19 protein-coding genes and 2 pseudogenes are annotated in these 24,205 nt (G+C 70.9%); 9 read left to right on the top strand and 12 right to left on the bottom strand.

The genetic code is table 11. The features are described 5' to 3' along the window. Positions 1-51 precede the first annotated feature (51 nt). Positions 52-720, bottom strand: coding sequence for a PfkB family carbohydrate kinase (locus tag QQM39_RS06955; protein ID WP_301995742.1), 669 nt, complete (start codon positions 718-720; stop codon positions 52-54). Here QQM39_RS06955 and QQM39_RS06950 point away from each other — a divergent pair. The 5 genes and pseudogenes from QQM39_RS06950 to QQM39_RS06930 form a co-directional block, all read left to right on the top strand. Further along, positions 689-1,189 (top strand): annotated as a pseudogene (locus QQM39_RS06950) (carbohydrate ABC transporter permease); the annotation flags it as partial. The gene QQM39_RS06955 and the pseudogene QQM39_RS06950 sit on opposite strands and share 32 nt — an antisense overlap. Then, entirely contained in the window at positions 1,186-2,193 is a 1,008-nt protein-coding gene (locus QQM39_RS06945; RefSeq protein WP_301995741.1) for a zinc-dependent alcohol dehydrogenase family protein, read from the top strand. The pseudogene QQM39_RS06950 and the gene QQM39_RS06945, both read left to right, overlap by 4 nt. 147 nt (positions 2,194-2,340) lie before the next feature. Beyond that, positions 2,341-3,255: a zinc-binding dehydrogenase gene (locus tag QQM39_RS06940; RefSeq protein WP_301995740.1), complete on the top strand. Its 915-nt coding sequence runs from the start codon at positions 2,341-2,343 to the stop codon at positions 3,253-3,255. Positions 3,256-3,335: 80 nt separating this feature from the next. Next, on the top strand, positions 3,336-4,142 hold the full coding sequence (locus QQM39_RS06935; protein WP_301995739.1) for a DeoR/GlpR family DNA-binding transcription regulator: 807 nt from the start codon (positions 3,336-3,338) through the stop codon (positions 4,140-4,142). Beyond that, on the top strand, positions 4,139-4,876 hold the full coding sequence (locus tag QQM39_RS06930) for an HAD family hydrolase (protein WP_301995738.1): 738 nt from the start codon (positions 4,139-4,141) through the stop codon (positions 4,874-4,876). Before QQM39_RS06935 ends, QQM39_RS06930 begins: the two co-directional genes overlap by 4 nt. Before the next feature lie 303 nt (positions 4,877-5,179). Here QQM39_RS06930 and QQM39_RS06925 read toward each other — a convergent pair whose 3' ends face one another. Beyond that, complete coding sequence (locus QQM39_RS06925) at positions 5,180-6,301, bottom strand: magnesium and cobalt transport protein CorA (protein ID WP_302003504.1); 1,122 nt, start codon at positions 6,299-6,301, stop codon at positions 5,180-5,182. A 190-nt stretch (positions 6,302-6,491) separates the two neighbouring features. Between QQM39_RS06925 and QQM39_RS06920 the strand changes: the two genes are divergently transcribed. Further along, complete coding sequence (locus QQM39_RS06920; protein WP_301995737.1) at positions 6,492-7,646, top strand: winged helix DNA-binding domain-containing protein; 1,155 nt, start codon at positions 6,492-6,494, stop codon at positions 7,644-7,646. A gap of 16 nt (positions 7,647-7,662) precedes the next feature. On the opposite strand, the gene QQM39_RS06915 is transcribed toward QQM39_RS06920, so the two are convergent. The 4 genes from QQM39_RS06915 to QQM39_RS06900 form a co-directional block, all read right to left on the bottom strand. After that, on the bottom strand, positions 7,663-8,310 hold the full coding sequence (locus tag QQM39_RS06915; protein ID WP_301995736.1) for a LysE family translocator: 648 nt from the start codon (positions 8,308-8,310) through the stop codon (positions 7,663-7,665). 171 nt (positions 8,311-8,481) lie between these two features. After that, the gene (locus tag QQM39_RS06910) at positions 8,482-9,270 is read right to left on the bottom strand and encodes a trypsin-like serine protease (RefSeq protein ID WP_301995735.1); all 789 of its coding nucleotides are present in this window, start codon (positions 9,268-9,270) and stop codon (positions 8,482-8,484) included. Between the two features lie 269 nt (positions 9,271-9,539). Continuing rightward, a complete protein-coding gene (locus tag QQM39_RS06905; RefSeq protein WP_301995734.1) occupies positions 9,540-12,359 on the bottom strand; it encodes a helix-turn-helix transcriptional regulator in 2,820 nt (939 codons plus the stop codon). Positions 12,360-12,603: 244 nt separating this feature from the next. Then, positions 12,604-13,449 (bottom strand): helix-turn-helix transcriptional regulator, encoded by an 846-nt coding sequence (locus QQM39_RS06900; protein WP_301995733.1) that lies wholly within the window; start codon positions 13,447-13,449, stop codon positions 12,604-12,606. A 123-nt stretch (positions 13,450-13,572) separates the two neighbouring features. On the opposite strand from QQM39_RS06900, the gene QQM39_RS06895 reads away from it, so the two are divergent. Together QQM39_RS06895 and QQM39_RS06890 are read left to right on the top strand one after the other, a co-directional pair. Beyond that, positions 13,573-15,243 carry an AMP-binding protein gene (locus tag QQM39_RS06895; protein ID WP_301995732.1) on the top strand — a complete coding sequence of 557 codons (1,671 nt, stop codon included), beginning with the start codon at positions 13,573-13,575 and terminating at the stop codon, positions 15,241-15,243. Next, positions 15,240-16,838, top strand: coding sequence for an AMP-binding protein (locus tag QQM39_RS06890; protein WP_301995731.1), 1,599 nt, complete (start codon positions 15,240-15,242; stop codon positions 16,836-16,838). The genes QQM39_RS06895 and QQM39_RS06890 overlap by 4 nt, the downstream gene beginning before the upstream one ends. Positions 16,839-16,842: 4 nt before the next feature. On the opposite strand, the gene QQM39_RS06885 is transcribed toward QQM39_RS06890, so the two are convergent. The 3 genes and pseudogenes from QQM39_RS06885 to QQM39_RS06875 all read right to left on the bottom strand — a co-directional run bounded on the left by QQM39_RS06885 (position 16,843) and on the right by QQM39_RS06875 (position 18,506). After that, the gene (locus tag QQM39_RS06885; RefSeq protein ID WP_301995730.1) at positions 16,843-17,316 is read right to left on the bottom strand and encodes a hypothetical protein; all 474 of its coding nucleotides are present in this window, start codon (positions 17,314-17,316) and stop codon (positions 16,843-16,845) included. Positions 17,317-17,325: 9 nt separating this feature from the next. After that, positions 17,326-17,571: pseudogene (locus QQM39_RS06880) on the bottom strand (GNAT family N-acetyltransferase); the annotation flags it as partial. Between the two features lie 191 nt (positions 17,572-17,762). Beyond that, positions 17,763-18,506, bottom strand: a complete 744-nt coding sequence (locus tag QQM39_RS06875; RefSeq protein ID WP_301995729.1) for a hypothetical protein — start codon at positions 18,504-18,506, stop codon at positions 17,763-17,765. Between the two features lie 231 nt (positions 18,507-18,737). On the opposite strand from QQM39_RS06875, the gene gcl reads away from it, so the two are divergent. Continuing rightward, a complete protein-coding gene (gene gcl / locus QQM39_RS06870; RefSeq protein WP_301995728.1) occupies positions 18,738-20,522 on the top strand; it encodes a glyoxylate carboligase in 1,785 nt (594 codons plus the stop codon). 251 nt (positions 20,523-20,773) lie between these two features. Here the strand turns inward: gcl and QQM39_RS06865 are convergent, their stop codons facing one another. The 3 genes from QQM39_RS06865 to QQM39_RS06855 form a co-directional block, all read right to left on the bottom strand. Next, complete coding sequence (locus QQM39_RS06865) at positions 20,774-21,124, bottom strand: hypothetical protein (RefSeq protein WP_301995727.1); 351 nt, start codon at positions 21,122-21,124, stop codon at positions 20,774-20,776. A 405-nt stretch (positions 21,125-21,529) separates the two neighbouring features. Next, on the bottom strand, positions 21,530-22,987 hold the full coding sequence (locus QQM39_RS06860; protein WP_301995726.1) for a catalase: 1,458 nt from the start codon (positions 22,985-22,987) through the stop codon (positions 21,530-21,532). 200 nt (positions 22,988-23,187) lie between these two features. After that, positions 23,188-24,078 (bottom strand): 2-hydroxy-3-oxopropionate reductase, encoded by an 891-nt coding sequence (locus tag QQM39_RS06855; protein WP_301995725.1) that lies wholly within the window; start codon positions 24,076-24,078, stop codon positions 23,188-23,190. Between the last annotated feature and the right edge of the window lie 127 nt (positions 24,079-24,205).

Here is a 24,205-nt window from a genome sequence, read left to right as displayed (position 1 = left end):
GCGAGCCCGCGACATGAGGGATCGACGGGCATCCAGGCACGGCCACTGCCGCTACACGGGGGTCGGCACGCCGTCGCGGCGGTACGGCGGCTGGGCGCCGGCGCGGGTGCAGGTGTCGGCCGCGATCTGCACGGCGTACGACAGCAGCCGGGCGAGTTCGCCGGCGCCGATGGTGTCGATGCCCTCGCGGTCGAGTCGGCCGGTGTGGTGCAGATGGGCGAGCGCCCCGGCGGTGAAGGCGTCGCCCGCTCCCACCGTGTCGACGCCCCTGACCGCCGGGGCCGGCACATGGACGCGGGCGTCGCGGCCGACGGCCCAGGCGCCCTGGGAGCCGAACGTGATCAGGACGAGCCCCGCCCCGGACGCGAGCCAGTGGTCGGCCACCGCTTCGTACGGCTCGCCCGGCTGGAGCCAGGCCAGGTCCTCGTCGCTCGCCTTCACCACGTCGGCGAGCGCCACCCACTCGGCGAACCGCCGGAGATAGGCGGCGCGGTCGGTGACCAGGCCAGGCCGCACGTTCGGGTCGAGGGACACCAGCCGCCGGCCCGCCTCCCGGCGAATCAGTCCGTCGAGGGTGGAGGCCAGGGGTTCGAGCAGCAGACCCAGCGACCCGAGGTGCAGCGCCGTCCCCGCGGGCAGCGCGCCGCCGCGCGGGAGCGCAGCGAGGTGCTCCGGGCGCAGGCCGCGGTTCTTCCTGTCCACGAAGTTCCTCCCGGCCATCGCGGCCCTGCTGCCGGTCTATTTGATCGTCAAGGACGCCGGGATGCTCGACAACGTGTGGACGCTGGTCATCCTCTACACCGCCATGAACCTGCCGATCGCGGTGTGGATGATGCGCTCCTTCCTCGCCGAGGTACCCAAGGAGATCCTGGAGGCCGCCGAGGTCGACGGGGCCAACCTGCTCACCGTGCTGTGGCGGGTCGTCGCGCCCGTGGCCATGCCGGGACTCGCCGCCACCTCGCTGATCTGCTTCATCTTCAGCTGGAACGAGTTCATGTTCGCCGTGAACCTCACCGCCACCCAGGCGTCCACCGCGCCGGTGTTCCTGGTCGGCTTCATCACCAACGAGGGCCTGTTCCTCGCCCGCCTGTGCGCGGCGGCCACCCTGGTCTCCCTGCCGGTCCTCATCGCCGGTTTCGCCGCCCAGGACAAGCTCGTCCGCGGCCTCTCCCTCGGAGCCGTCAAGTGAGAGCAGCCGTCATCACCCAGCCCGGGGACGTCGAGATCACCACCGTCGACGACCCCGCCCCGGGCCCGCGCGAGGTCGTCGTCGAGGCCGCGGCCACCGGGCTGTGCGGCACCGATCTGCACATCCTCCAGGGGGAGTTCGCCCCGAAGCTGCCCATCATCCCCGGCCACGAATTCGCCGGACAGGTCGTCGCGGTCGGCTCCGCCGTCACCGAACTCGCCGTCGGAACACGGGTCGCCGTCGACCCGTCGCTGTTCTGCTTCGAGTGCCACTACTGCCGTACCGGCCGCAACAACCTCTGCGAGCGGTGGGCCGCGATCGGCGTCACCCACCCGGGTGCCGCCGCCGAGTTCGTGGCCGCACCGGTCGCCAACTGCGCGGTCCTGCCCGAGAACGTACGCACCGAGGACGCGGCCCTGATCGAGCCGCTGTCGTGCGCGGTGCGCGGCTACGACATCCTGCGCAGCCGCCTCGCCTCCCGCGTGCTCATCTACGGCGCGGGGACCACGGGCCTGATGATGCTCCAGCTCGCCAAGGCCACCGGCGCCGCGAGCGTCGACGTCGTCGACATCAACGCCGAACGCCTGGCCACGGCACGGCAGTTGGGCTGCTCCGCCGGAGCCGCGTCCGCCGACGAGCTCGACCGGCCGGCCTACGGCTGGGATCTGGTCGTCGACGCCACCGGCAACGCCAAGGCCATCCAGGACGCCCTCGGGCGGGTCGGCAAGGGCGGTACGTACCTGCAGTTCGGGGTCGCCGACTACGCGGCCCGGGCCACGATCGAGCCGTACAAGATCTACAACCAGGAGATCACGATCACGGGCTCCATGGCCGTCCTGCACAGCTTCGAACGGGCCGCGAGCCTCTTCGCCACCGGCGTCATCGACCCGGACGTCTTCATCAGCGACCGCCTCCCCCTGGCGTCGTTCCCGGACGGGATCACCCGCTTCCAGGCAGGCCTCGGCCGCAAGATCCAGATCCAGCCCGGCCTCGCCTCCGCGTGAACGCCCGAACCGAACGGAATCCCCCCCCATGACCGAACAGATTCGCCGGGTTCTCGTCCGCTCCCTCGACGACATCACGATCGAGCAGGTGTCCGCCCCCGTCCCCGGAGACGACGAACTCCTCGTCCGCACCACGGTCGTCGGCGTGTGCGGCTCCGACACCCATGCTGCGGCCGGCCACCACCCTTCATCGACCTGCCCTACCGCCCCGGTCACGAGGCGGTCGGCGTCGTCGCCGCGACGGGGAAGGGCGTCGAGGACTTCGCGCCGGGCGACCGGGTGATCATCGAGCCCAACCTGTACTGCGGCCAGTGCCCCCAGTGCCGCTCCGGCCGCTACAACATCTGCCAGGAACTGAAGGTCTTCGGCTGCCAGACGCCCGGCGCCATGACCGACCTGTTCACCATCCCGGCCGACCGCGTCCACCGCGTCCCCGACGGCATGAGCGACATCGAGGCCGCCCTCGTCGAACCCCTGGCCACCCCGGTGCACGCCGTGGCCAAGGCCGGTGACCTCACCGGCCGCACGGTCGCCGTCCTCGGCGCCGGCCCCATCGGCCTGCTCGTCCTCGCCGCCGCCCGGCACGCCGGCGCCGCCCGGATCGCCGTCACCGACCTGCTGGACGGCAAGCGGGAGAGGGCGCTGCGCCTCGGCGCCGATGTGGCCCTGCCCGCCGACGCCCCCGACCTGGTCGAGCAGGCCCACGCCACGCTCGGCGGTCCGGTCGACGTCGTCTTCGACTGTGTGGCCCGGGAGCGGTCCATGGCGCAGGCCACCGACCTGGTGGCCAAGGGCGGTCGGATCATCGTGGTGGGCGTGGGCGCCGCGGGCCCGACCCCGATCCGGCTGGACCTGGTCCAGGACCGGGAGATCCGCATCGAGGGCACCCTGATGTACACCCGTGAGGACTACCGCGCCGCCATGTCCCTGATCGCCTCGGGCGCCGTCGACACCGCCGAGATCGTCACCGCCACCTATCCGCTGGCGGACGCTGCCAAGGCTTTCGCCGCGTCCGTCGACCCCGAGCAGGTCAAGGTGCTGGTCACGGTGGACGGACCGTAGGTCCGGAGCGGGACGGGCCCCGGACCCCACCGGCCCGTGTGGGAAACTGCGAGACCGGAGCCATCGGGAAGGAGGGCGCTGTGACCGCCCGTGCGCGACTGTCGCAGGCTGCCGTCGAGGATCGTCGCCAGGCCGTGCTGCGGTATGTCGCCGAACATGGCGAGACCCGCATCAACGACCTCGCCCGGCACTTCGACGTCAGCCTGATGACGATGCACCGGGACCTGGACGACCTCGCGGGGCGCCATCTGCTGCGCAAGGAGCGCGGGCGGGCCGTCGCCTTCCCGGCTCTCACCATGGAGACGGCCACCCGCTTCCGGGAGAACAGTGCCCTCGCGGCCAAGCACGCACTGTGCGCGGCCGTCGCCGCCCGGATCAGGCCGGGCAGCACGGTGCTCATGGACGACTCCACCACGCTGTTCCCCCTGGTCCCCGCGCTGACCCGGCTGGACCAACTGCACGTGGTGACCAACTCCGTCGGCCTCGCGCAACGCCTCGGCTCCGCGCCCGGCGTGAACGTCACCCTGCTCGGCGGCCACTACCGAGGCGACTTCAACTCCTGCACCGGCCCCACCGTCACCCGCGCCTTGTCCCGGATCCGGGCCGACCTCGCCCTGATGTCCGCCACCGCCGTCCTGGACGGCCGCCTCTTCCACCCCCTGAACGACTACGTCGAGGTGAAGCTGGCCATGCTCGCCTCCGCCGAACAGTCCCTGCTCCTGGCGGACCACTCGAAGTTCGGCAAGACCGCCACGCATGCCTACGGCACCGTGGCCGACTACCACTGCGTCATCACCGACACCGGCACCCCCGACTCGGAACTCGCGGCCATACGCGCCCTCGGAGTCCGAGTCGAGACGGTCGAACCCGAAGAGCCCTCCCCGTGATTCACACCCTGTTCGAAACACCCAGCGTCTACCGCCCCGGCGACGCCGACATGGCCGCGCCCGTGCCCCCGGTCCAGGCCGTCCTCTTCGACTTCAGCAACACCGTCTTCCAAATGATCGACCTGGAGACGTGGTTGCGCCGGGTCGGCGCCGCCTCCGGTCGCCTCACCGCGCTGGACGAGCCCGGCGCGGTGGCCGAGATCTCCGACCAGTTGCGCGCCGCCTTCCGGCTGCCCTCCGTCGTCGCTCTCCAGGAAGGCCGGGACCTCTCCGCCGAACAGCACCGCCGCGCCATGCGGGGATGGTGGGAGCAGGTGGACTTCCTGCGCGGCGCGGAGGAGGCGGCCTACCGGGAACTCACCGCCCCGGACGCCTGGACCCCCTATCCCGACACCGAACCGGTCCTGCGCGCCCTGCGCGAACGCGGACTGCGCATCGCCATCGTCAGCGACTTCGCCTGGGACCTGCGCCGCCACCTCGCCCACCAGGGGCTGGACGCCTTGATCGACACCTGCGTGATCTCCTACGAGCAGGGCCGCGAGAAGCCCGACCCGCAGTTGTTCCTCAAAGCCTGTGCCGACCTCGGCGCCGACCCCGGCGCCACTCTCATGGTCGGCGACAACCCGGTCCGCGACGGCGGCGCAGCAGCCTGCGGCCTGCGCACCTACATCCTGCCGGCGGAACACCGCACCGGTGAGCGCGGCCTGGCGGACGTGCTGCGGCTCGTGACCTGACAGTCGTGGGCTGCGGAGACGGCGCGGAACCGATTCAGCACACATGAGGCCGGGACCTGCCGGGGCGTCAGGAGGCCACCCAGCGATCTCGGTAGGTGGCCTTCGATATTCAGGTCCGACCTCAACCCGGCAGTCACCGCCGACGCCGGATCAGGATGCTCTGGGCCCACCTGCGCGACAACCAAGCCCTCACCCCGTCGAGTTCACCAGCGGGGTCAGACGGTGGACTCGGTCGGCACGTAGATCTCGCCGGGGTCGAGGGCACGCCCACTTCATGCCCGAGGTCGGCGGGAAGGGACCTACTCAGAGCCAGTCCCGCCGCTTGAAGATGACGTACAAACTGGTGCATACGATCCCCATCAGGGCGATCGCGAAGGGGTATCCGAGCACCCAGTGCAACTCCGGCATGTGCTTGAAGTTCATCCCGTAGATCGTCCCGACCAGCGTCGGCGCGAACAGGATCGCCGCCCAAGAAGAGATCTTCTTGATCTCCTCGTTCTGCTCGAACCCCGCCTCCGCCAACGCCCGCATCTCCGCGTTCTGTTGCTGCGTGACCAGCGTCGTGTTCACCGTGAGGATCTCGGTGAGGGCCTGGCGGAAGCCGTCGACGCGTTCGCTGGTGTGGGTCACGTGGTCGGCGACGTCGCGGAGGTAGCGCTGTAGTTCCTCGTCCGTGCCGTATTTGGAGAAACCGGCCATCAGGCCGTGCAGCATGCCGACCAGAGGGCGGGTGGCGCGCTGGAACTCGACCATTTCCCGGGAGAGTTCGTAGATACGGCGGGAGACCTCGGGGTCGCCGCGGAAGACCTCGGTCTCGATCTCGTCGATGTCGTTCTGGACGCCCACCACGACCGGTTCGTAGCCGTCGACCACCGCGTCCAGTATCGCGTAGAGCACCGCTTCCGGGCCGAGTTTGAGCAGCTCCGGAGACTCCTCCATACGTTGGCGCACCGCCGACAGGTCGGGGGCCGCGCCGTGGCGGACCGTGATCACGAAGTCGGGGCCGACGAACACGTGCAGTTCGCCGAAGTCGACCTCCTCGGGCGCGTCCAGGTAGCGGGCGGCGCGCAGGACCACGAAGAGCGTGTCGCCGTAGCGCTCCAGCTTGGGCCGCTGGTGCGCCTCCATCGCGTCCTCGACCGCGAGCGGGTGCAGGTCGAACTCCGCGGCCAGGGAGAGGAGTTCGGCCTCAGTGGGGCGGGCCAGGCCGATCCAGGCCATGCCGGACGGCTGGTCGCGCAGCTCGCGGTAGGTCTCGGCGAGGGTGGCGGGGGAGGAGACCCGGACGCCGTCCTGGTACAGCGCCGCCTCCACGACGCTCGCCACCTCGGAGGAGTCGAGAGCCGTAGAACGCGCCGGAGGCGTCGTGGCCGGTGGCTCCGGTGGCTGTGGAGGAGTGAGGGCTCGGCGCCACACGGACTTCATGGGGTTCTTCGAGGCGGGGCGTGCGCGTCGCTCGGACACTGCGGCTGCCTCCCGATGGGGACGACGAGTGCGTGTGCGTGATCACGGAGCAGGATATACGGGGCGAATGACATGGGTGGGGCGAGCCGATCCCGGATTCGGTGAGAGTTGCGGACTGAAGGTGTCCGCAAGCCTCGCTAGCGTGCGGAGCATGACGAAGCGGACGACGAGCAAGCGGACCACGACCAAGCGCAGTACGAAACAGGCGACGACGACCGCGCCCGGCCCCGTGCTCAGCACCCGCGCCCTCAACCGTGCCACCCTCGACCGGCAGCTGCTGCTGCGCCGCTCACCGCTGTCCGCGTCGGCGGCCGTAGAGCATCTGGTCGGCCTGCAGGCCCAGGAGGTCAAGCCGCCGTACTACGCGCTCGCCGCCCGCCTCGACGGCTTCACGCCCGAGGAGCTGTCCGGGCTGCTCGCCGACCGTGCCGCCGTGCGTATCGTCACCATGCGCTCGACCATCCACCTGCACACCGCCGACGACAGTCTCACCCTGCGTCCGCTGGTGCAGCCCGCCCGGGACCGCGAGATCAACTACTTCCGCAAGGGCCTCGTCGGCGTCGACCTGGACCGGCTCGCCGTACTCGCCCGTGACCTCGTCGAGGCCGAGCCACGCACCATGAAGCAGCTGCGCGAGGCCCTCAGCGCCGAGTGGCCGGACGCCGACCCGCAGTCCCTGGCCGTCGCCGCCCGCTGCACGCTGCCCCTCGTCCAGGTCACCCCGCGTGGACTGTGGGGCCGCAGCGCCCAGGTCTGCCTCACCACCGCCGAACACTGGCTGGGCCGCCCCGCCGAGCCGGCCGCCTCCCCGGACGCCACGGTCCTGCGCTACCTGGCCGCCTTCGGTCCGGCCTCCGTGAAGGACATGCAGACCTGGTCCGGGCTGACCCGGATGCGTCCCGTCTTCGAACGGCTCCGCCCCGAGCTGGTCACCTTCCGGGACGAAGGCGGCGTCGAACTCTTCGACCTCCCCGACGCCCCGCGCCCGGACCCGGAGACGGCTGCGCCGCCCCGCTTCCTGCCCGAGTTCGACAACCTCCTCCTCTCCCACGCCGACCGCACCCGGGTGATTCCGCCCGCCAACCGTGGCCGCACCTGGCAGGCGAACACGGTCTACTGCCCCCTTCTCGTCGACGGCTTCCTCGTCGGCGTGTGGCGGATCCTCGGCGACTCCCTCGTCATCGAGGAGTTCACCGAGCTCACCAAGGCCCAGCGCGGGGAGGTGAGGCAGGAGGCGGAGCGGATGCTGCGCGTGATGCATCCGGACGCGTCGTACGACATCCGCTTCGGGACCGTCATCCCCTAGGCGATCAACCCAGTCGTCAGTCCGCCCGACCCGTCACCGCGACCGTCACCCCGAGCCCGATCATCGTGCACCCGCCCGCCCCGCCTATCAGCGACAGCCGGCGGTCGGAGCCGGCGAACCAGGAGCGGGCCGCCGACGCGGTCAGGCCCCACAGCGTGTCCGTGACCATGCCGATGGTGATGGGGACCAGGCCCAACAAGAGCATCTGCAGTGCGACATGGCCCGCCGAGTGATCCACGAACTGGGGGAGTACAGCCGCGAAGAACACCACGCCCTTCGGGTTGGTGACACCTACGAGGGCGCCGTCGAGGACCGTCCGCAGATCACCGCGTGAGGCTTCCGTCGGCTGGGCCTGTATCGCCGCCGCCCTCAGCTTCTTGCGGTGCCGGAACGCCTGCACGCCCAGATAGACCAGGTAGGCCGCACCGGCCAGCTTCACCGTCAGATGGATCGCCACGGACCGCTCGACCAGCGAGCCGATGCCCACCGCGACGGCGACCACCAGCAGATACGAGCCGAAGACATTGCCCAGGGCGGTCGCCACGGCCGTACGGCGGCCGTGCGCCAGGGCGCGGCCGATGACGAACAGGACGCTCGGCCCCGGAATCACGATCACCAACACCGACATCGCCGCGAAGGCGAGCAAACGGTCCGTGGACACCATGCCCATCACCCCCATCCGGCCGCCATTCAAACAGGCGCCACTGACAACGGACACGCCTGCGGGATGCCGGACATGGATAGGGGGCGTTGCGGGCCGCTCGTGGAGGCCCGCAACGCCCCCTGGTCTTGTACCTGAGGTGTGCTCAGGAGACCTTCTGGGTGCCGTTCCCGGTTACGACTCGACCTGTTCGGTCACCTCGTCCGAGAAGGTGGTCAGCCGGGTGTAGACACCCGGGTAACCGGCCTGGGCGCAGCCTTCGCCCCAGGAAACTATCCCTGCCAGGACGCCCCCGATGAGCAGGGGACCGCCGCTGTCGCCCTGGCAGGTGTCAACGCCGCCGGAGGTGTATCCGGCGCAGACCATGTCGGACGCGACGAAGTCCGAACCGTAGGAGCTCGCGCAGCTGGAGTCGGAGACGGTCGGCACGGTCGCCGTCCGCAGCTGGTTGGAGGAGCTGCCGCCCGAGGAGGTGGTGCCCCAGCCGACGATGCGGGCGGTGGTGCCGGCCGCGTACACGCCGGTGTCCGAGGGGTCGACGTACGAGGCCGTCGTGTACGGCATCGAGGTCGACAGGGTCAGCACGGCCACGTCGTTGCCGTCGGTGGCGTCCGTGTAGTCCGGGTGGACCCAGATGTCGCTGACGCGGCTGACCGTGCCGTTCGTGCCGTTGCGGTAGGTGCGGCCGCCGACGACCCGGACGCTGCTGGTGGTCTCGCCGACCATGCAGTGGGCGGCGGTGACGACCTTGGTCGCGGAGACGAGCGTGCCACCGCAGAACTGGCTCTGCGAGGCGTCCGTGATCTGCATGATGAAGGGGTACGCGGTCGTCGTGGTCGTCGTACCGCCCACGATGCGCGTCGACGCGGCCTCAGCGGTGGGGGCGCTGAGCAGTGCGGTCGCGGCGGCGGCAGCGGTCGCCGCGACGACGGCGGTCTTTCTGGCACGGGTGAGCCCGAACATGAGTCTCCTCATTGGGTGTTGCCGGTGGGGGGACGCGCGGGTGTGGGGGGTTGTGCACGGGGGTCGCGGGACCGACCCCCGTGTGCCCGGCGAGCGGCACATCCACAAGGTAGGTCCCGGAAGTTCCCCTTCCCAATGAGGGAACCCCCTAAGGGAGTTGGGCAGGGAAAACCCTCGGTCGTGTCCGGCTAAACCTGCACGGACCGACAAAGACGGGTGAACTCACGTCAGGCGGCGCCCCGAACCTCACTTCGTACGGCGGCCCGACCTCACTTCGTACGCCGCCCCGCCGCCAGTCTGACGATGTCGACCCGCGATCGGATCCCCAGCTTGCGGTAAACGCGGGTAAGTGTCGCTTCGACCGTTTTGACGCTGATGAACAGGCGCGCGGCGATCTCCCGGTTGGTCGCGCCCTCCATGACGAGCGCGGCGACCTGACGCTCCATCGAGGCGAGCCCGTCCAGGCCCTCAAGGCCGTCAGACGTGGAGGCGGGGGTGGGGGCCACCTCCACGGGCCGCGCGGCGGCCGCCGCCTCGACCTGCCGCAGCCAGGGCAGCGCCCGGCAGCGGCGGAACAGCCGGGCCGGCTCGTCGTACGACGTGGGACCCGGCGTTCCGGTGCGCAGCTGCGCCAGCGCGAAGGCGGCCCGGGCCTCCTCCAGGCCGTAGCCCAGCTTGCCGAGCCGGTCCTGTGCCGACGTCAACTGGGCGAGGGCGGCGTCCTGTTCGCCCTGTGCCGCGCGGATCAGCGCCTCGGCCCGGTCGAGGACGGCCCGTACGCTCTCGCGGTCCAGCCGCAGTGCCTGCTCGCGCGTGACGTCGATGACGTCCTGCGCCTCCGCGAACTCGCCGCTGCGCACCAGGGCCTCGGCCAGGTCGCCGTGCCAGCGGCCGCGCGCCGGGTCGGTGATGCCGAGGCTCTGCTCCACCTCGCGCACCCGGCGCAGCGAACGCACCGCCGCCTCCACGTCACCGGCCACCAGCTGGGCGTGGCCGAGAGCGGCCAGGGCGCGGGAGACGTACATCTGGTCGCCGTCCTCCTCGGCGTGCTCCATGGCCTCCCGGGCCAGTGCCAGCGCCCGGTCCACCTCGCCGCCCGCGGCCTCAGCGAGCGAGGTCAGCACGGCGGAGGCCACCTCGCCGATCCCGGTGTCCCGGGCGAGGCGCAGGCTCTCGCGGGCCAGGTCGAGGGCGCGCCCGCAGTGCCCGGAGTGCAGTTCGGTCTCCGCGACTCCGCGCAGGAAGTGCACCTCGCTCTCCACCCAGCCCTGCCGGCGCACCTCGCGCAGCAGCGCGGTGACCGTCGCGCGGGCCTCGGGCAGCTGGTCGCTCATGATCAGCCAGCGGAAGCGGGAGTAACCGGCCCCGTTGTGATGGCAGGCCACCCTCGGGTCCTGGGGTTCCTCCAGCGCCCGTCGAATGGTCGCGGGGGCGTCCGCATGGCCCATGAGGGTCTCGATCTGGGCCTGGAAGGCGAGCGCCATCAGCTCGGTGTACCGGTCGCCGGCCCGCGCGGCCAGCTCTGCCACGTACGCGGCCTCCCCCCGGGCCTCGTCGAAGTCGCCCTCCACGAGCAGGGCGCGCCACGTCAGCTGGTAGTGGACCAGGGCGAGCAGCTTCGGGTCCTCACCCGCGTCGGCCAGGGCCTGCGGGAAGATCGCGTCGACCTCCGCCATGGCATGGCCGGCCGTCTCGATCACCGCGATCCAGGCCCGCACCCGGTCCGCGGGCACGGTCGCCCGGGTGAGCACCTCCCGGGCGATGTCCCGGGCGAGATCCAGCTCGCCGGCGGTGATCGCGTCCTCGGCGGCCTCCAGCCGCAGTACCTCCGGGCTCCGCGGACCGTCCGCCGGGGTGTGCCGGGCGGCGAGCAGGGAGAGCTGCGCGGCCACCGACGGCGCTCCCCGGTCCCGGGCCAGGGCGGCGGCCTCGGCGAGGCGGGCCGCGACCTCCGGGTCGGTGCCGGTGGTCGCGAGCGCCAGATGCCGGGCGCGCTCGATCGGGTCGGACGCCGCCGTGGACAGCGCGGCGTGCGCGGCGCGGCGCTCCTGCGCGGGCGCCTCCGCGTAGAGCGCGGCGGAGATCATCGGGTGCGCGAACCGTACGGCGGGACCCTCGGGCTCGGTCGCCAGCAGCCCGAGTTCGGCGGCCTGGGCGGTCTCGGCCTCGGCGTTGTCCCGGCCGGCCGCGTGCAGCAGGGCCAGCGTGGGGCGGGCGCCCGCGCTCGCGACGAGGAGGGTGCGGCGGGCCTCCTCCGACAGCATCTCCAGGCGGTTCAGCACCAGGGCGCGCAGCGAGGTGGGCACCGGCAGGGGCTCGCCGGGGCGGGGCGGGGTGGGGTTCTCGGCGAGGGCGCGGCCCAGTTCGAGGGCGAACAGGGCGTTGCCGCCGCTGGTGCGGTGGATGTCCCGGACCGTGGAGCGGGGCAGGCCGGTGTAGCCGCGGTGGTCGAGCAGGGCGGACATCTGGGCGCTGGAGAGGGGCCCCAGCCGTACCGCGAGGGTGTCCGGCGGGGACGCGCGTAGATGGCGGTCGTACTCCTGGCCGTCGGTCCGTACCGCGCACAGCATCCGCACCGGGGTGTCGCCGAGGCGGCGGGCGGCGAAGCCGAGGAGTTCGGCGCTGGCCGGGTCGAGCCACTGGAGGTCGTCGGCGACGACGAGGACGGGGCCGGTGTCGGCGAGGGCGCGCAGGGTGGACAGTACGGCCAGCCGCAGGGCGAGGCCGTCGCGCTGGAGGGTGGATTCGCCGCGGCCGGTGAGCGCCGACTCCAGGGCGATGCGCTGGGCGGTGGGGAGCCGCTCGGACACCTCGTCCAGGACCAGGCCGAGGAGGTCGGCCAGGGCGAGGAAGGGGAGATGGGATTCGGACTCCGTGGGCGAGCAGCGCAACACGGTGCGTGCCGCCCCGCCGTATTCCCCGGCCAATGCCCGCAGGACCGTCGACTTCCCAATTCCGGCAGGCCCGTGAAGCAGCACGCTGCCGCCCCGCCCGAGCTGCTCACGCGCCGTGCTGAACAGCTCCTCCCTGCCGATGACCTGGTCGGGGCGGCATCTCGCAGGCTCCTTGAAGTCCCGTCGCACGGTCACCGCTCCCCTCCGTGTGTCGTGTTCGGGCCAATATTAGGCAACGGATCTTTGAAATCCGGACCGAAGACATGGTGAGGCAAATAACAGCCGAGGAGCATGGGGAAATTCAAAGCTCGGCGGAATGAATGAGAGGTGTCCAGACCGGCGCCGCCGAGGGTGCGACCTGCGGTCCCGCAGTCCTACGGCCCCCCGGTCCCGCAGTCCTACGGCCCCTCGGTCCCGCAGTCCTACGGCCCCCCGGGGCCTACGGCAGCAACCCCGCCCGCCGTGCCGCCACCACCGCCTCACCGCGGGTGTGCGTGCCCAGCTTCCGCATCGCCGACCGCAGGTAGCCCTTGACCGTCTCCGCCCGCAGCCCCAGCCGCTCGGCGGCGACCGCGTTCGTCGAGCCGGCGGCCACGCACGCCAGTACATCCAGTTCGCGGGGGGACAGCTGGACGCCGGTCAGCGTGGGCCCCTCCGTCAGCAGGCCGCAGGCCTTGAGGAGTTCCGCGCGCAGGGCGGGGTCGCCGATGCGCGGGGCCAGGGCCCGCAGCGCCGCGTGGGCCTCGCGGACCTGCTCCCACGCGGAGCCCCGCCCGGACGGCGCCGCCTCCGGCCGCGCCGGCTCCGGCCGGGCCGCCTCCAGCAACCCCCGCACCTCGTCCCGCACCACCAGCGACTGCTCCACGTCCCGCGCCGCCTCCACGGCCGCCGTCAGCGTGCGGTCGCCCAAGGGCTGGGCCGTGCGCAGGGCGCCGTACAGGACACCGCGCACCCGGCGCCGTACGACCACCGGGACCGCCAGTACCGAATGCAGTCCTTCCGCGGCGACGGCGGCGTCGTACTCGTGGCTGATCTGCCGTGAGGCGGAGTAGTCCGTGACCGCGCAGGGGCGGGCGAGGGCCACCGCCTTGCCGCCCAGGCCGTTGCCGGCGGTCACCGCGATTCTGCTCAGGGCCTCGGTGGCCGTGCCGTTCAGTTCGCTGATGCGCATGCGCGGGCGCCCGGACTCCACCAGGCCGCCGAAGGCGACCGGGAGCCCGGTCGAGCGGCGCAGGCGCGCCAGCGCGCCCCTTATCTCCACAGATGCGGCCGCGTCCACTGCCACGTACTCGCCCTTTCAGTGCGGCTTCCCTGAGCGCACACCCCCGTTCGGGGGTAGTGAGACCCACATCACGGATTACACGATGACAGAGAGCCGCCCGGCAAGGTCCGGTAACCAGGAGGACAGATGACGACGGGGACGGAGCTGTTCCGCACTGCGCGGGACTTCCTGCTCGACCACCGCGAGGACTACGCCACCGCCTACGAGGGCTTCGCCTGGCCCCGGCCCGAGCGGTTCAACTGGGCGCTCGACTGGTTCGACGTGATCGCGGACGGAAACGACCGCACCGCGCTGCACATCGTCGAGGAGGACGGCAGCGAGCTCCGGCGGTCCTTCGCCGAGATGGCCGAACGGTCCGCTCGCGTCGCGGGCTGGCTGCGGGCGCGCGGCGTCCGTGCCGAGGACCGCGTCCTCGTCATGCTCGGCAACCAGGCCGAGCTGTGGGAGACCGCGCTCGCCGCGATGAAGCTGCGTGCCGTCGTCGTCCCGGCCACCCCGCTGCTCGGCTCCGCCGACCTGCGCGACCGGGTGGAGCGCGGACGCGTGCGCCATGTGCTGGTGCGGGCCGAGGACACCGGCAAGTTCGACGAGGTGCCCGGCCGCTACACGCGCATCACCGTCGGCGGGGCGCGCGAGGGGTGGCAGACGTACGAGGACGCGTACGCCGCCTCCGCCGAGTTCGTCCCCGACGGGTCGACCGCCTCCGACGACCCGCTGATGCTCTACTTCACCTCCGGCACCACCGCCCGCCCCAAGCTGGTCGAGCACACCCACACCTCGTACCCGATCGGGCACCTGGCCACCATGTACTGGATCGGCCTCAAGCCCGGCGACGTGCACCTGAACATCTCCTCGCCCGGCTGGGCCAAGCACGCCTGGTCCAACCTCTTCGCCCCGTGGAGCGCGGAGGCGACCGTCTTCATCCACAACTACACGCGCTTCGACGCGGCCCGCCTGATGGCGGAGATGGACCGCGCCGGGGTCACCACCTTCTGCGCCCCGCCGACCGTCTGGCGCATGCTCATCCAGGCCGACCTGAGCGCCCTGCGCACCCCGCCCCGCGAGGCCGTCGCCGCCGGAGAGCCGCTCAACCCCGAGGTCATCGAGCGGGTGCGCGAGGTCTGGGGCGTGACCATCCGCGACGGCTTCGGCCAGACCGAGACCGCCGTCCAGGTCTCCAACAGCCCCGGCCAGCCCCTGAAGACCGGCTCCATGGGCCGCCCCAGCCCCGGCTTCCGCGTCGAACTCCTCGACCCCGTCTCCGGCGCGCCCGGCGCCGACGAGGGCGAGATCGCCCTCGACCTCTCCGCCCGCCCCGTCGGCGTGATGACCGGCTACCACGGCGACGCCGACCGCACGGCGGAGGCGATGGCCGGCGGCTACTACCGGACCGGGGACATCGGTTCACGGGACGCCGACGGATACATCACCTACGTCGGGCGCGCGGACGACGTCTTCAAGGCGTCCGACTACAAGATCTCCCCGTTCGAGCTGGAGAGCGCCCTGCTGGAGCACGAGGCGGTGGCCGAGGCGGCCGTCGTGCCCGCGCCGGACGAGGTGCGGCTCGCGGTGCCCAAGGCGTACGTCGTCCTGGCCGACGGCTGGGAGCCGGGGCCCGACACGGCCAAGGTGCTCTTCGAGCACTCACGGGAGGTCCTGGCGCCGTACAAGCGCCTGCGCCGCCTGGAGTTCGCACCGCTGCCCAAGACCGTCTCCGGCAAGATCCGCCGGATCGAGCTGCGCGAGGCCACGGCCGCGGGCTCGGACGCCGAGTACCGCGAGGAGGACTTCCGGTGACCGCACAGCTGTCGTACACGCACGGGACGAGCGAGACGGTCCTGCTCGGGGACACGATCGGGGCCAACCTGGACCGGGCGGTGGCCGCCTGGCCGGACCGGGAGGCGCTGGTCGACGTCCCGTCCGGGCGGCGCTGGACCTACGCTCAATTCGCCGCCGACGTCGACGAGTTGGCGTACGCGCTGCTCGCGAGCGGGGTCGCCAAGGGCGACCGGGTGGGCATCTGGGCGATCAACTGCCCCGAGTGGGTCCTCGTCCAGTACGCCACGGCCCGCATCGGCGCGATCATGGTGAACATCAACCCGGCCTACCGCACCCACGAGGTCGAGTACGTCCTCAAGCAGGCCGGCATCTCCCTGCTCTTCGCCTCCCTCAGCCACAAGACGAGCGACTACCGGGCGATGGTCGAGCAAGTGCGGGGCAGGTGCCCGCAGTTGCGGGAGACCGTGTTCATCGGTGACCCGAGCTGGGAGGCGCTGATCGCGCGGGGAACGCCGGTGGCGTTCGAGGAGCTGTCCTGCGACGACCCGATCAACATCCAGTACACGTCGGGTACGACGGGCTTCCCGAAGGGGGCCACCCTCTCCCATCACAACATCCTCAACAACGGTTATTTCGTGGGGGAGTTGATCGCCTACAGCGAGCAGGACCGGGTGTGCATCCCCGTGCCCTTCTACCACTGCTTCGGCATGGTCATGGGCAATCTGGCCGCCACCTCCCACGGCGCCTGCATGGTGATCCCGGCCCCGTCCTTCGACCCGAAGGCCACGCTGGAGGCCGTCCAGCAGGAGCGCTGCACCTCCCTGTACGGCGTACCGACCATGTTCATCGCGGAGCTGAACCACCCCGACTTCGCCTCGTACGACCTCTCCTCCCTGCGCACCGGGATCATGGCGGGCTCGCCCTGCCCGGTGGAGGTGATGAAGCGGGTGGTCACCGAGATGCACATGGCCGAGGTGTCGATCTGCTACGGCATGACGGAGACCTCGCCCGTCTCGACCCAGACCCGGCGCGACGACGACCTGGAACACCGCACCGGCACGGTCGGCCGGGTGCTGCCGCACATCGAGGTGAAGATCGTCGACCCGGCGACCGGCGTGACCCAGCCGCGGGGCACGGCGGGGGAGCTGTGCACCCGCGGCTACAGCGTGATGCTCGGCTACTGGAACGAACCCGAGAAGAGCACCGAGGCCGTCGACCCCGGCCGCTGGATGCACACCGGTGACCTCGCGACGATGCGGGAGGACGGCTACGTCGAGATCGTCGGCCGCATCAAGGACATGATCATCCGGGGCGGCGAGAACATCTACCCGCGCGAGATCGAGGAGTTCCTGTACGCCCATCCGAAGATCGCGGACGTCCAGGTCGTCGGGGTGCCGCACGAGCGGTACGGCGAGGAGGTGCTGGCCTGCGTCATCCCGCGCGACTCGGCCGATCCGCCGACGCCGGAGGAGCTGCGGGCCTTCTGCGACGGGCGGCTGGCGCACTACAAGATCCCGAGCCGGTTGCGGATCCTCGACTCCTTCCCGATGACGGTGTCCGGGAAGGTGCGGAAGGTGGAGCTGCGGGAGAAGTACGCGGACAGCGGGGACTGATCGCTCAGTCCGCGACGAAAGGGGTGTAGCCGATGGGCAGCTCGCTCACCTGAAGGTCGGAGAAGAGCAGCGTGAGCCGGTGGGCGTTGGTCTCGATGAGCACTTCGTGGAAGTCGAGCCCGAGGGACCGCGACCACCGGCGGGTCCTCTCCGAGGCGGGCAGGAGCTTCGCGCCGGGGTACAGACAGTGCCACTTCACGCCCCAGACGTATCCGTCGAGGCCGCCGGCGGACACGTCGTCGATCAGGCGGTCGTCGAGGGACGTCCGCCAGACCTCCGCCGGCACCGACGTCTCGCACCGGGCCTCGACGCAGTACCGGAAGAGGTACCGCAGACAGGCGGGCTCGACACCAGTGCGGGGATCCGCGGTCGCGTAGATCACGACCTCGTAGTCGCGCATGTAGGCGGTGTAGCCGTGGTGCACGACGGCTTGGTCGAAGACGTCGTCCAGCAGCTGTTCGAGTGCAGCGGTGTCCATGCTGTCGTTCTACCGGCTGTCCAGGCCGCGGCGCATGCAGACCCGTGGCCATCGGTCGAGGCCGAGTTCCGCCTCGTGGGCGCGGATCTTCCACAGCCCAGGGGTGAGCTCGGCCTCCTCCAGGACGCGGAAGCCGAGGCGTGCGTAGTACGGCGCGTTCCACGGGACCTCGGTGAAGGCGGTCAGGGTGAGAGCGGTCAGGCCCTCCTCGGGTGCGCGGTCGGTGGCGTACGCGAGGAGGGTGCGGCCCACTCCGAGGGATGTGCCGCGATGGGCTGTCGATCTTCTGCGGGGTCGTTGTGGCTGGTCGCGCAGTTCCCCGCGCCCCTTCGGGGCGCGACCCGACCTCGGCAGGTGGACGAGGCCCGTTCAGGGCCGAAGCGGGGGTTCTGGGGGCGGCAGCCCTCAGGGACGGGACGGGTAGGGGCGGCGGGGGCGAGGACAGGTCACCGGGCGCCCGTCGCGTCCAGTTCGTCGGCGAGCCCGTTGACCGGCTGGGGCGTGCCCGTGAGGTCGAGGACGAACAGGGGGACGCCGAGGGTCTCGGCGCGGGCGCGGGCCTCGGGGGCGTATCCGGCGAGGGAGAAGTAGACGCAGGCCACCGACTCCGTCATGGCCGTCAGCCACAGGCACTCCACGTCCCGCAGCGAGGCCGGACGTACGGTCGGGTCGACCTGGGCGAGCAGGCCGTGGGCGGCGATACCGATGCCGGCCGGGGGCCGCTGGTCGGCGCGGCGGAGGTCCCGGTAGCCGAGCCAGCGCAGATAGACGGCGGCCGCCGTGACCGCGTCGCGCGCGGTGCGGATCGTGATGGGCTGGAAGACGCGGCGCGCAGCGGGCGCCTTCCGCTGCGCCGAGCCTGCCGAGCCCGCCGGGTCCGCCTGTTGCGCCGACGAGCCCATGTCCGCTTGTTGCCCATGGCCCGGCTCCGCCCGCGCCACCGGAACACGCAGCACCGTCCCGCAGGGGCAGCCCAGCTCCGGGCGCGGCCACTCGTTCTCCCGGCCGCATGCCGTACAGCGCACGCCGATCCATTCGTCGTCCCAGACGCGATGGGTGACGGCCGTGGCGGCTGCGTGCGGGTCGAGCGCCGGCGCGACGGGCGCCCCGCACGCACACGGATAGGCGGTGGCCTCGTAGAGATGCTCGCGCCGGCAGGCCGGGCAGCGCACCGACACGCTCTCGGACATGGCCCACTCCAGGACGGCTTCGCATCGGGACAGCGGTCCCATCGTCCTCCAGGCAGGGCCCGGTTGTCCGCCCCTTGACGGTCTTCACCGGCCCACCTACATTGCTTCCAGATAGTAGAAAACATTTTCCGCGATACGGAATAGTGGCTCGCGGGAATGTCATCGTCACGGAATTGCTCACCGCGGGGCGCGACGGGAGTGCGAATCCGACAGCCGAAGCAGGAGTACTCAATGGCTCGTATGACCGCTGCCCGAGCGGCAGTCGAGATCCTCAAGCGCGAGGGCGTCAGCAACGCGTTCGGCGTGCCGGGCGCGGCGATCAACCCCTTCTACGCGGCGCTCAAGGCCTCCGGGGGCATCCAGCACACCCTCGCCCGCCATGTGGAGGGCGCCTCGCACATGGCCGAGGGCTACACCCGCACGCACCCGGGCAACATCGGCGTCTGCATCGGCACGTCCGGCCCCGCCGGCACCGACATGATCACCGGCCTGTACTCGGCGATCGGTGACTCCATCCCGATCCTGTGCATCACCGGCCAGGCGCCGACCGCGGTGATCCACAAAGAGGACTTCCAGGCCGTCGACATCGCCTCGATCGCCAAGCCGGTCACGAAGATGGCGGTGACCGTCCTGGAGGCCGCGCAGGTCCCCGGCGTCTTCCAGCAGGCGTTCCACCTGATGCGCTCCGGCCGCCCCGGCCCGGTCCTGATCGACCTGCCGATCGACGTCCAGCTCACGGAGATCGAGTTCGACCCGGAGACGTACGAGCCCCTCCCGGTCTACAAGCCGGCCGCGAGCCGCGCCCAGATCGAGAAGGCGATCGGGATGCTGAACGCCTCCGAGCGGCCGCTGATCGTCGCCGGCGGCGGTGTCATCAACGCCGACGCCGCCGAACTCCTCGTCGAGTTCGCCGAGCTGACCGGCACCCCGGTCGTCCCGACCCTGATGGGCTGGGGCCTGCTGCCCGACGACCACGAGCTGAACGCCGGCATGGTCGGCCTGCAGACCTCACACCGCTACGGCAACGCGACCTTCCTGGAGTCCGACTTCGTCCTCGGCATCGGCAACCGCTGGGCCAACCGCCACACCGGCAAGCTGGACGTCTACACGGCCGGGCGGAAATTCGTCCACGTCGACGTCGAGCCCACCCAGATCGGCAAGATCTTCGCACCCGACTACGGCATCGCGTCCGACGCCAAGGCCGCCCTGGAGCTGTTCGTCCAGGTGGCGAGGGAGTTGAAGGCGGCGGGCAAGCTGCCCGACCGCTCGGCGTGGGCGGCCTCCGCGCAGGAGCGCAAGGCGACCCTCCAGCGCCGTACGCACTTCGACGACATCCCGATCAAGCCGCAGCGTGTCTACGAGGAGATGAACAAGGCCTTCGGCCCGGAGACCCGGTACGTCTCCACCATCGGCCTCTCGCAGATCGCCGGCGCCCAGATGCTGCACGTCTTCAAGCCCCGGCACTGGATCAACTGCGGCCAGGCGGGCCCGCTCGGCTGGACCATCCCGGCCGCGCTGGGCGTGGCGAAGGCCGACCCGGAGGCACAGGTCGTCGCCCTGTCCGGCGACTACGACTTCCAGTTCATGATCGAGGAGCTGGCCGTCGGGGCGCAGCACAAGATCCCGTACGTCCACGTCCTCGTCAACAACTCCTACCTGGGCCTGATCCGCCAGGCGCAGCGGGCGTTCGACATCGACTTCCAGGTCAACCTGGAGTTCGAGAACATCAACTCGCCCGAGCTGGGCGTCTACGGCGTCGACCACGTCAAGGTCGCCGAGGGCCTCGGCTGCAAGGCGATCCGTGTGACCGACCCGAGCGAACTGGGCGCCGCCTTCGAGCAGGCCAAGAAGCTCGCGCAGGAGTACCAGGTCCCGGTGGTGGTCGAGGCGATCCTGGAGCGGGTCACGAACATCTCCATGTCGACGACCAACGACATCAGCAACGTGGTGGAGTTCGAGGAACTCGCGACGGAGCCGGAGCACGCGCCCACGTCGATCAGGACGCTGAAGGTCTGACGCGTCTCACCGCACTGAGGGGCGGTCCAACCGAAGGGTTGGGCCGCCCCTTTCGTGCTCCCCCGTCGCGGAGCCTGCCGCCCCCGTGCCGGCGGGGCCCCGCGTGAAAAGAATGTGCCCTCGGCAGGGGTCGGTTGAAGCCCCCCGGCACGTGTTCAGAGGTTGATTTGAGGGTTGCGTAGTCGGCGTACGATCGGTGACGTATTCCGGTAGGGCTCAGGCCCAAGGCCGACCGGGTAGGGGTCGGAGCCTCAGAGCCGGCGCTGTGCCGCCTCGACACTGTCCCCGCCGCTGGTGTTGAACGCGATGGCGGCCTGGGGCGCATGGCGTCGGATCAGGTTCACGATCTGCTCGAAGAGCGGGAGCAACTGCTCCGTCTTGCGGATGCCACCGCCGACGACCACCACGTCCCACGGACGCTCGGCCAGTGACGCGACGAGGGTGGGCTCGGCCGACTCGTCGAACACCACCAGCGCCATGGCCGCGTCGATGCCGTGCTCGCCGAACCGGGCCAACTCCCTGTCCAGCGCCCCGCGAAGGGCTTGCGCGTCGACCCCGGGGATCGCCTGTGGGTCGTAACCGACAACCAGTACGGAAGGCATACGGCCAACCTATCGGACCCTGTCCGGTCACCCGGACCCGGAGAAGGACGCCGAAGAGCGCCGGGTACGGGACCGTCCGTACCCGGCGCTCTTCAGCCGGTGAGGTATGCGGTTGTGGCCGTCCGGCGGTGCGAGGCTGGGCGCGACAGGACGTTCGCGCCGCCGGACGGAGTCTGCAGGGCTCGGGACCGCGGCGGCAGCGACGGAACCGGGGGCTCCTTCCCTCAGGTCGAGAAGGAGGCCCGGACCTTCACCACCGCACTGGCTCGCACGCCGCCGCGGTCCTCATGTTGCCCGCGCCCCCTCTCCGGTCGACCACCCCTCATCCGGGTCGATCGGCGGCATGGCGTGGGCGGTGCGTCCGGCTCATGACCTTCCGTCAGGAGGCGGACGCAGTCTCGGGGTTCAGTCCTCGCGCAGGGCGCGGACCGCCTCCTCCACGCGCTTGCCGTACTCCGGGTCGGCGGCGTGGAAGTGGGCCAGGTTCTTCTCGATCACGTCGTCGCGGGAGACCTGGGAGAGGCCACCGGCGATGTTGGCGACCAGGCGGGACTTCTCCTCGGCGGACATCAGGCGGTACAGCTCGCCCGCCTGGAAGAAGTCGTCGTCCTTGGTGTGGAGCGGGGCCTCGTGGGTGCCCGTGTGGCCGGTCACCGCGAGCGGGGCCGACAACGGGCGGCCGGTCTCGACCGGGCCGTCGTAGGAGTTCGGCTCGTAGTTCTTGGCGTACCGGCCCTGGGAGTTGCCGGCCATGAGGCCGTCGCGGCCGTAGTTCTGCGCGGTCGTCGCCTTCGGGGCGTTCACCGCGAGCTGGGTGTGGTTGACGCCCAGGCGGTAGCGGTGGGCGTCCGCGTAGGCGAACAGGCGGCCCTGGAGCATCTTGTCGGGGGAGGGGCCGATGCCCGGCACGAAGTTGTTCGGGGAGAACGCGGCCTGCTCGACCTCGGCGAAGACGTTGTCCGGGTTGCGGTCCAGGACCAGCCGGCCCACGCGCCGCAGCGGGTAGTCCTTGTGTGGCCAGACCTTGGTGAGGTCGAACGGGTTGAAGCGGTAGTCGGCCGCCTCGGCCGTCGGCATGAGCTGGACGTAGAGGGTCCACGACGGGTGCACGCCCCGCTCGATGGCCTGGAGCAGGTCCGTCTGGTGCGAGTTGGGGTCCTTGCCCGCGAGCTCGGCGCCCTGTTCGGCGCTCAGGCAGCGGATGCCCTGGTTCGTCTTGAAGTGGTACTTGACGAAGAAGGCCTCGCCCTCGGCGTTCGTCCACTGGTAGGTGTGCGAGCCGTAGCCGTTCATGTGGCGGTACGACGCCGGGATGCCGCGGTCGCCCATCAGCCAGGTCACCTGGTGCGTGGCCTCGGGGGCGTGCGCCCAGAAGTCCCAGACGTTGTCCGGCTCCTGGCAGCCGGTGAACGGGTCGCGCTTCTGCGAGTGGATGAAGTCCGGGAACTTGATCGGGTCCTTGATGAAGAACACCGGGGTGTTGTTCCCGACGAGGTCGTAATTGCCCTCCGCCGTATAGAACTTGACCGCGAAGCCGCGCGGGTCGCGGACCGCGTCCGCACCGCCGAGGCTGTCGGCCACGGTCGAGAAGCGCAGGAACACCTCGGTCCGCTTGCCCACCGCGCTCAGGAAGTCGGCGTGGGTGAAGCCGGTGACGTCGTCGGTCACCTCGAAGTGGCCGTACGCGCCGGAGCCCCGGGCGTGCACCACGCGCTCCGGAATGCGCTCGCGGTTGAAGCGCGCCAGCTTCTCCAGGAGGTGCTGGTCCTGGAGCAGGAGCGGGCCGCCGACGCCGGCGGAGGCGGAGTTCTGGTTGTCGGCGACCGGGGCGCCGGCCTCGGTCGTGAGCACGCGCTTCGACATCGTGGACCTTCCGTGCGGTGGCACTTCCGTGCTGGTGGCAGCGGAAAACTCTTTCCGCTTGGTGGAGCCTAGAAGTGAGGGAATCTGAACGTCAACAGTTTGTTGAAGTTGTTTGCGGCGGTGGATTCCGGGCGGCCTCCCCGCCTGGGCGCGACAGGACAGATGTCAGCGAAGACGCCGCCCGGAAGTCTCGGGGTGGGTCAGGCCTGGGCGCCGGAGAGGCGCTCCACGGCCCGCAGCAGGGCCGAGTGGTCCAGGCCGCCGTCGCCCTGCGCGCGCAGGGAGGCGACCAGCTGGGCGACCACGGCACCGACGGGCAGGGCGGCGCCGACGTTGCGTGCGGCGTCCGTGACGATGCCCATGTCCTTGTGGTGCAGGTCGATACGGAAGCCGGGCTTGAAGTCCCGGTTCAGGAAGTTGTCCTTCTTCCGCGTCAGCACGGTCGAGCCGGCCAGGCCGCCGCCCAGGACGTCCAGCGCCGCCGTCAGGTCCACGCCGGACCTCTCCAGGAAGACCACGGCCTCGGCGCACGCCTGGATGTTCACGGCGACGATCAGCTGGTTGGCCGCCTTCACGGTCTGACCCGAGCCGTGCGGGCCGCACAGCACGATGGTCTTCCCGAGGGCCTCGAGAATCGGCTTGGCGGTGTCGAAGTCGGCCTGCTCACCGCCGACCATGATCGACAGTACGGCCTCGATGGCACCGGCCTCACCGCCGGACACGGGGGCGTCCAGGACCCTGATTCCCTTGCCCTTGGCGGCCTTCGCCAGGTCGACCGAGGTCTGCGGGGTGATCGAGGACATGTCGATCAGCAGCGCGCCGGACTTCGCGTTCTCCAGGATGCCGTCGGGGCCGTAGGAGATGGCCTCGACCTGCGGGGAGGCAGGCACCATCGTGATGACCACGTCGGCGTCGCGCACGGCCTCGGCGATGGAGGACGCGGCGGTGCCGCCGGCCGCGGCCAGGCGGTCCAGCTTGTCCTGCTCCAGCGTGAAGCCGGTGACCTGGTAACCCGCCTTGATCAGGTTCTCGGACATGGGGGAGCCCATGATGCCGAGGCCTATCCAGGCGATCTTGGGGAGGTTGCTCATGATGGGGGTACCTCTCTGAACTGCTGTGGTACGTCTACGAATTGGCGCCGGCCTGCATCGATCAGCCCGTCCGGCGTTTGAGGACGAGGCCCGTTCAGGGCCGAAGCGGGGGTCTGGGGGAGGCAGC

Source organism: Streptomyces sp. DT2A-34, from assembly GCF_030499515.1.
GTDB lineage: Bacteria > Actinomycetota > Actinomycetes > Streptomycetales > Streptomycetaceae > Streptomyces.
The sequence above is the reverse complement of the archived record's forward strand: the minus strand, read 5'-3'. Positions and strand labels throughout refer to the sequence as shown.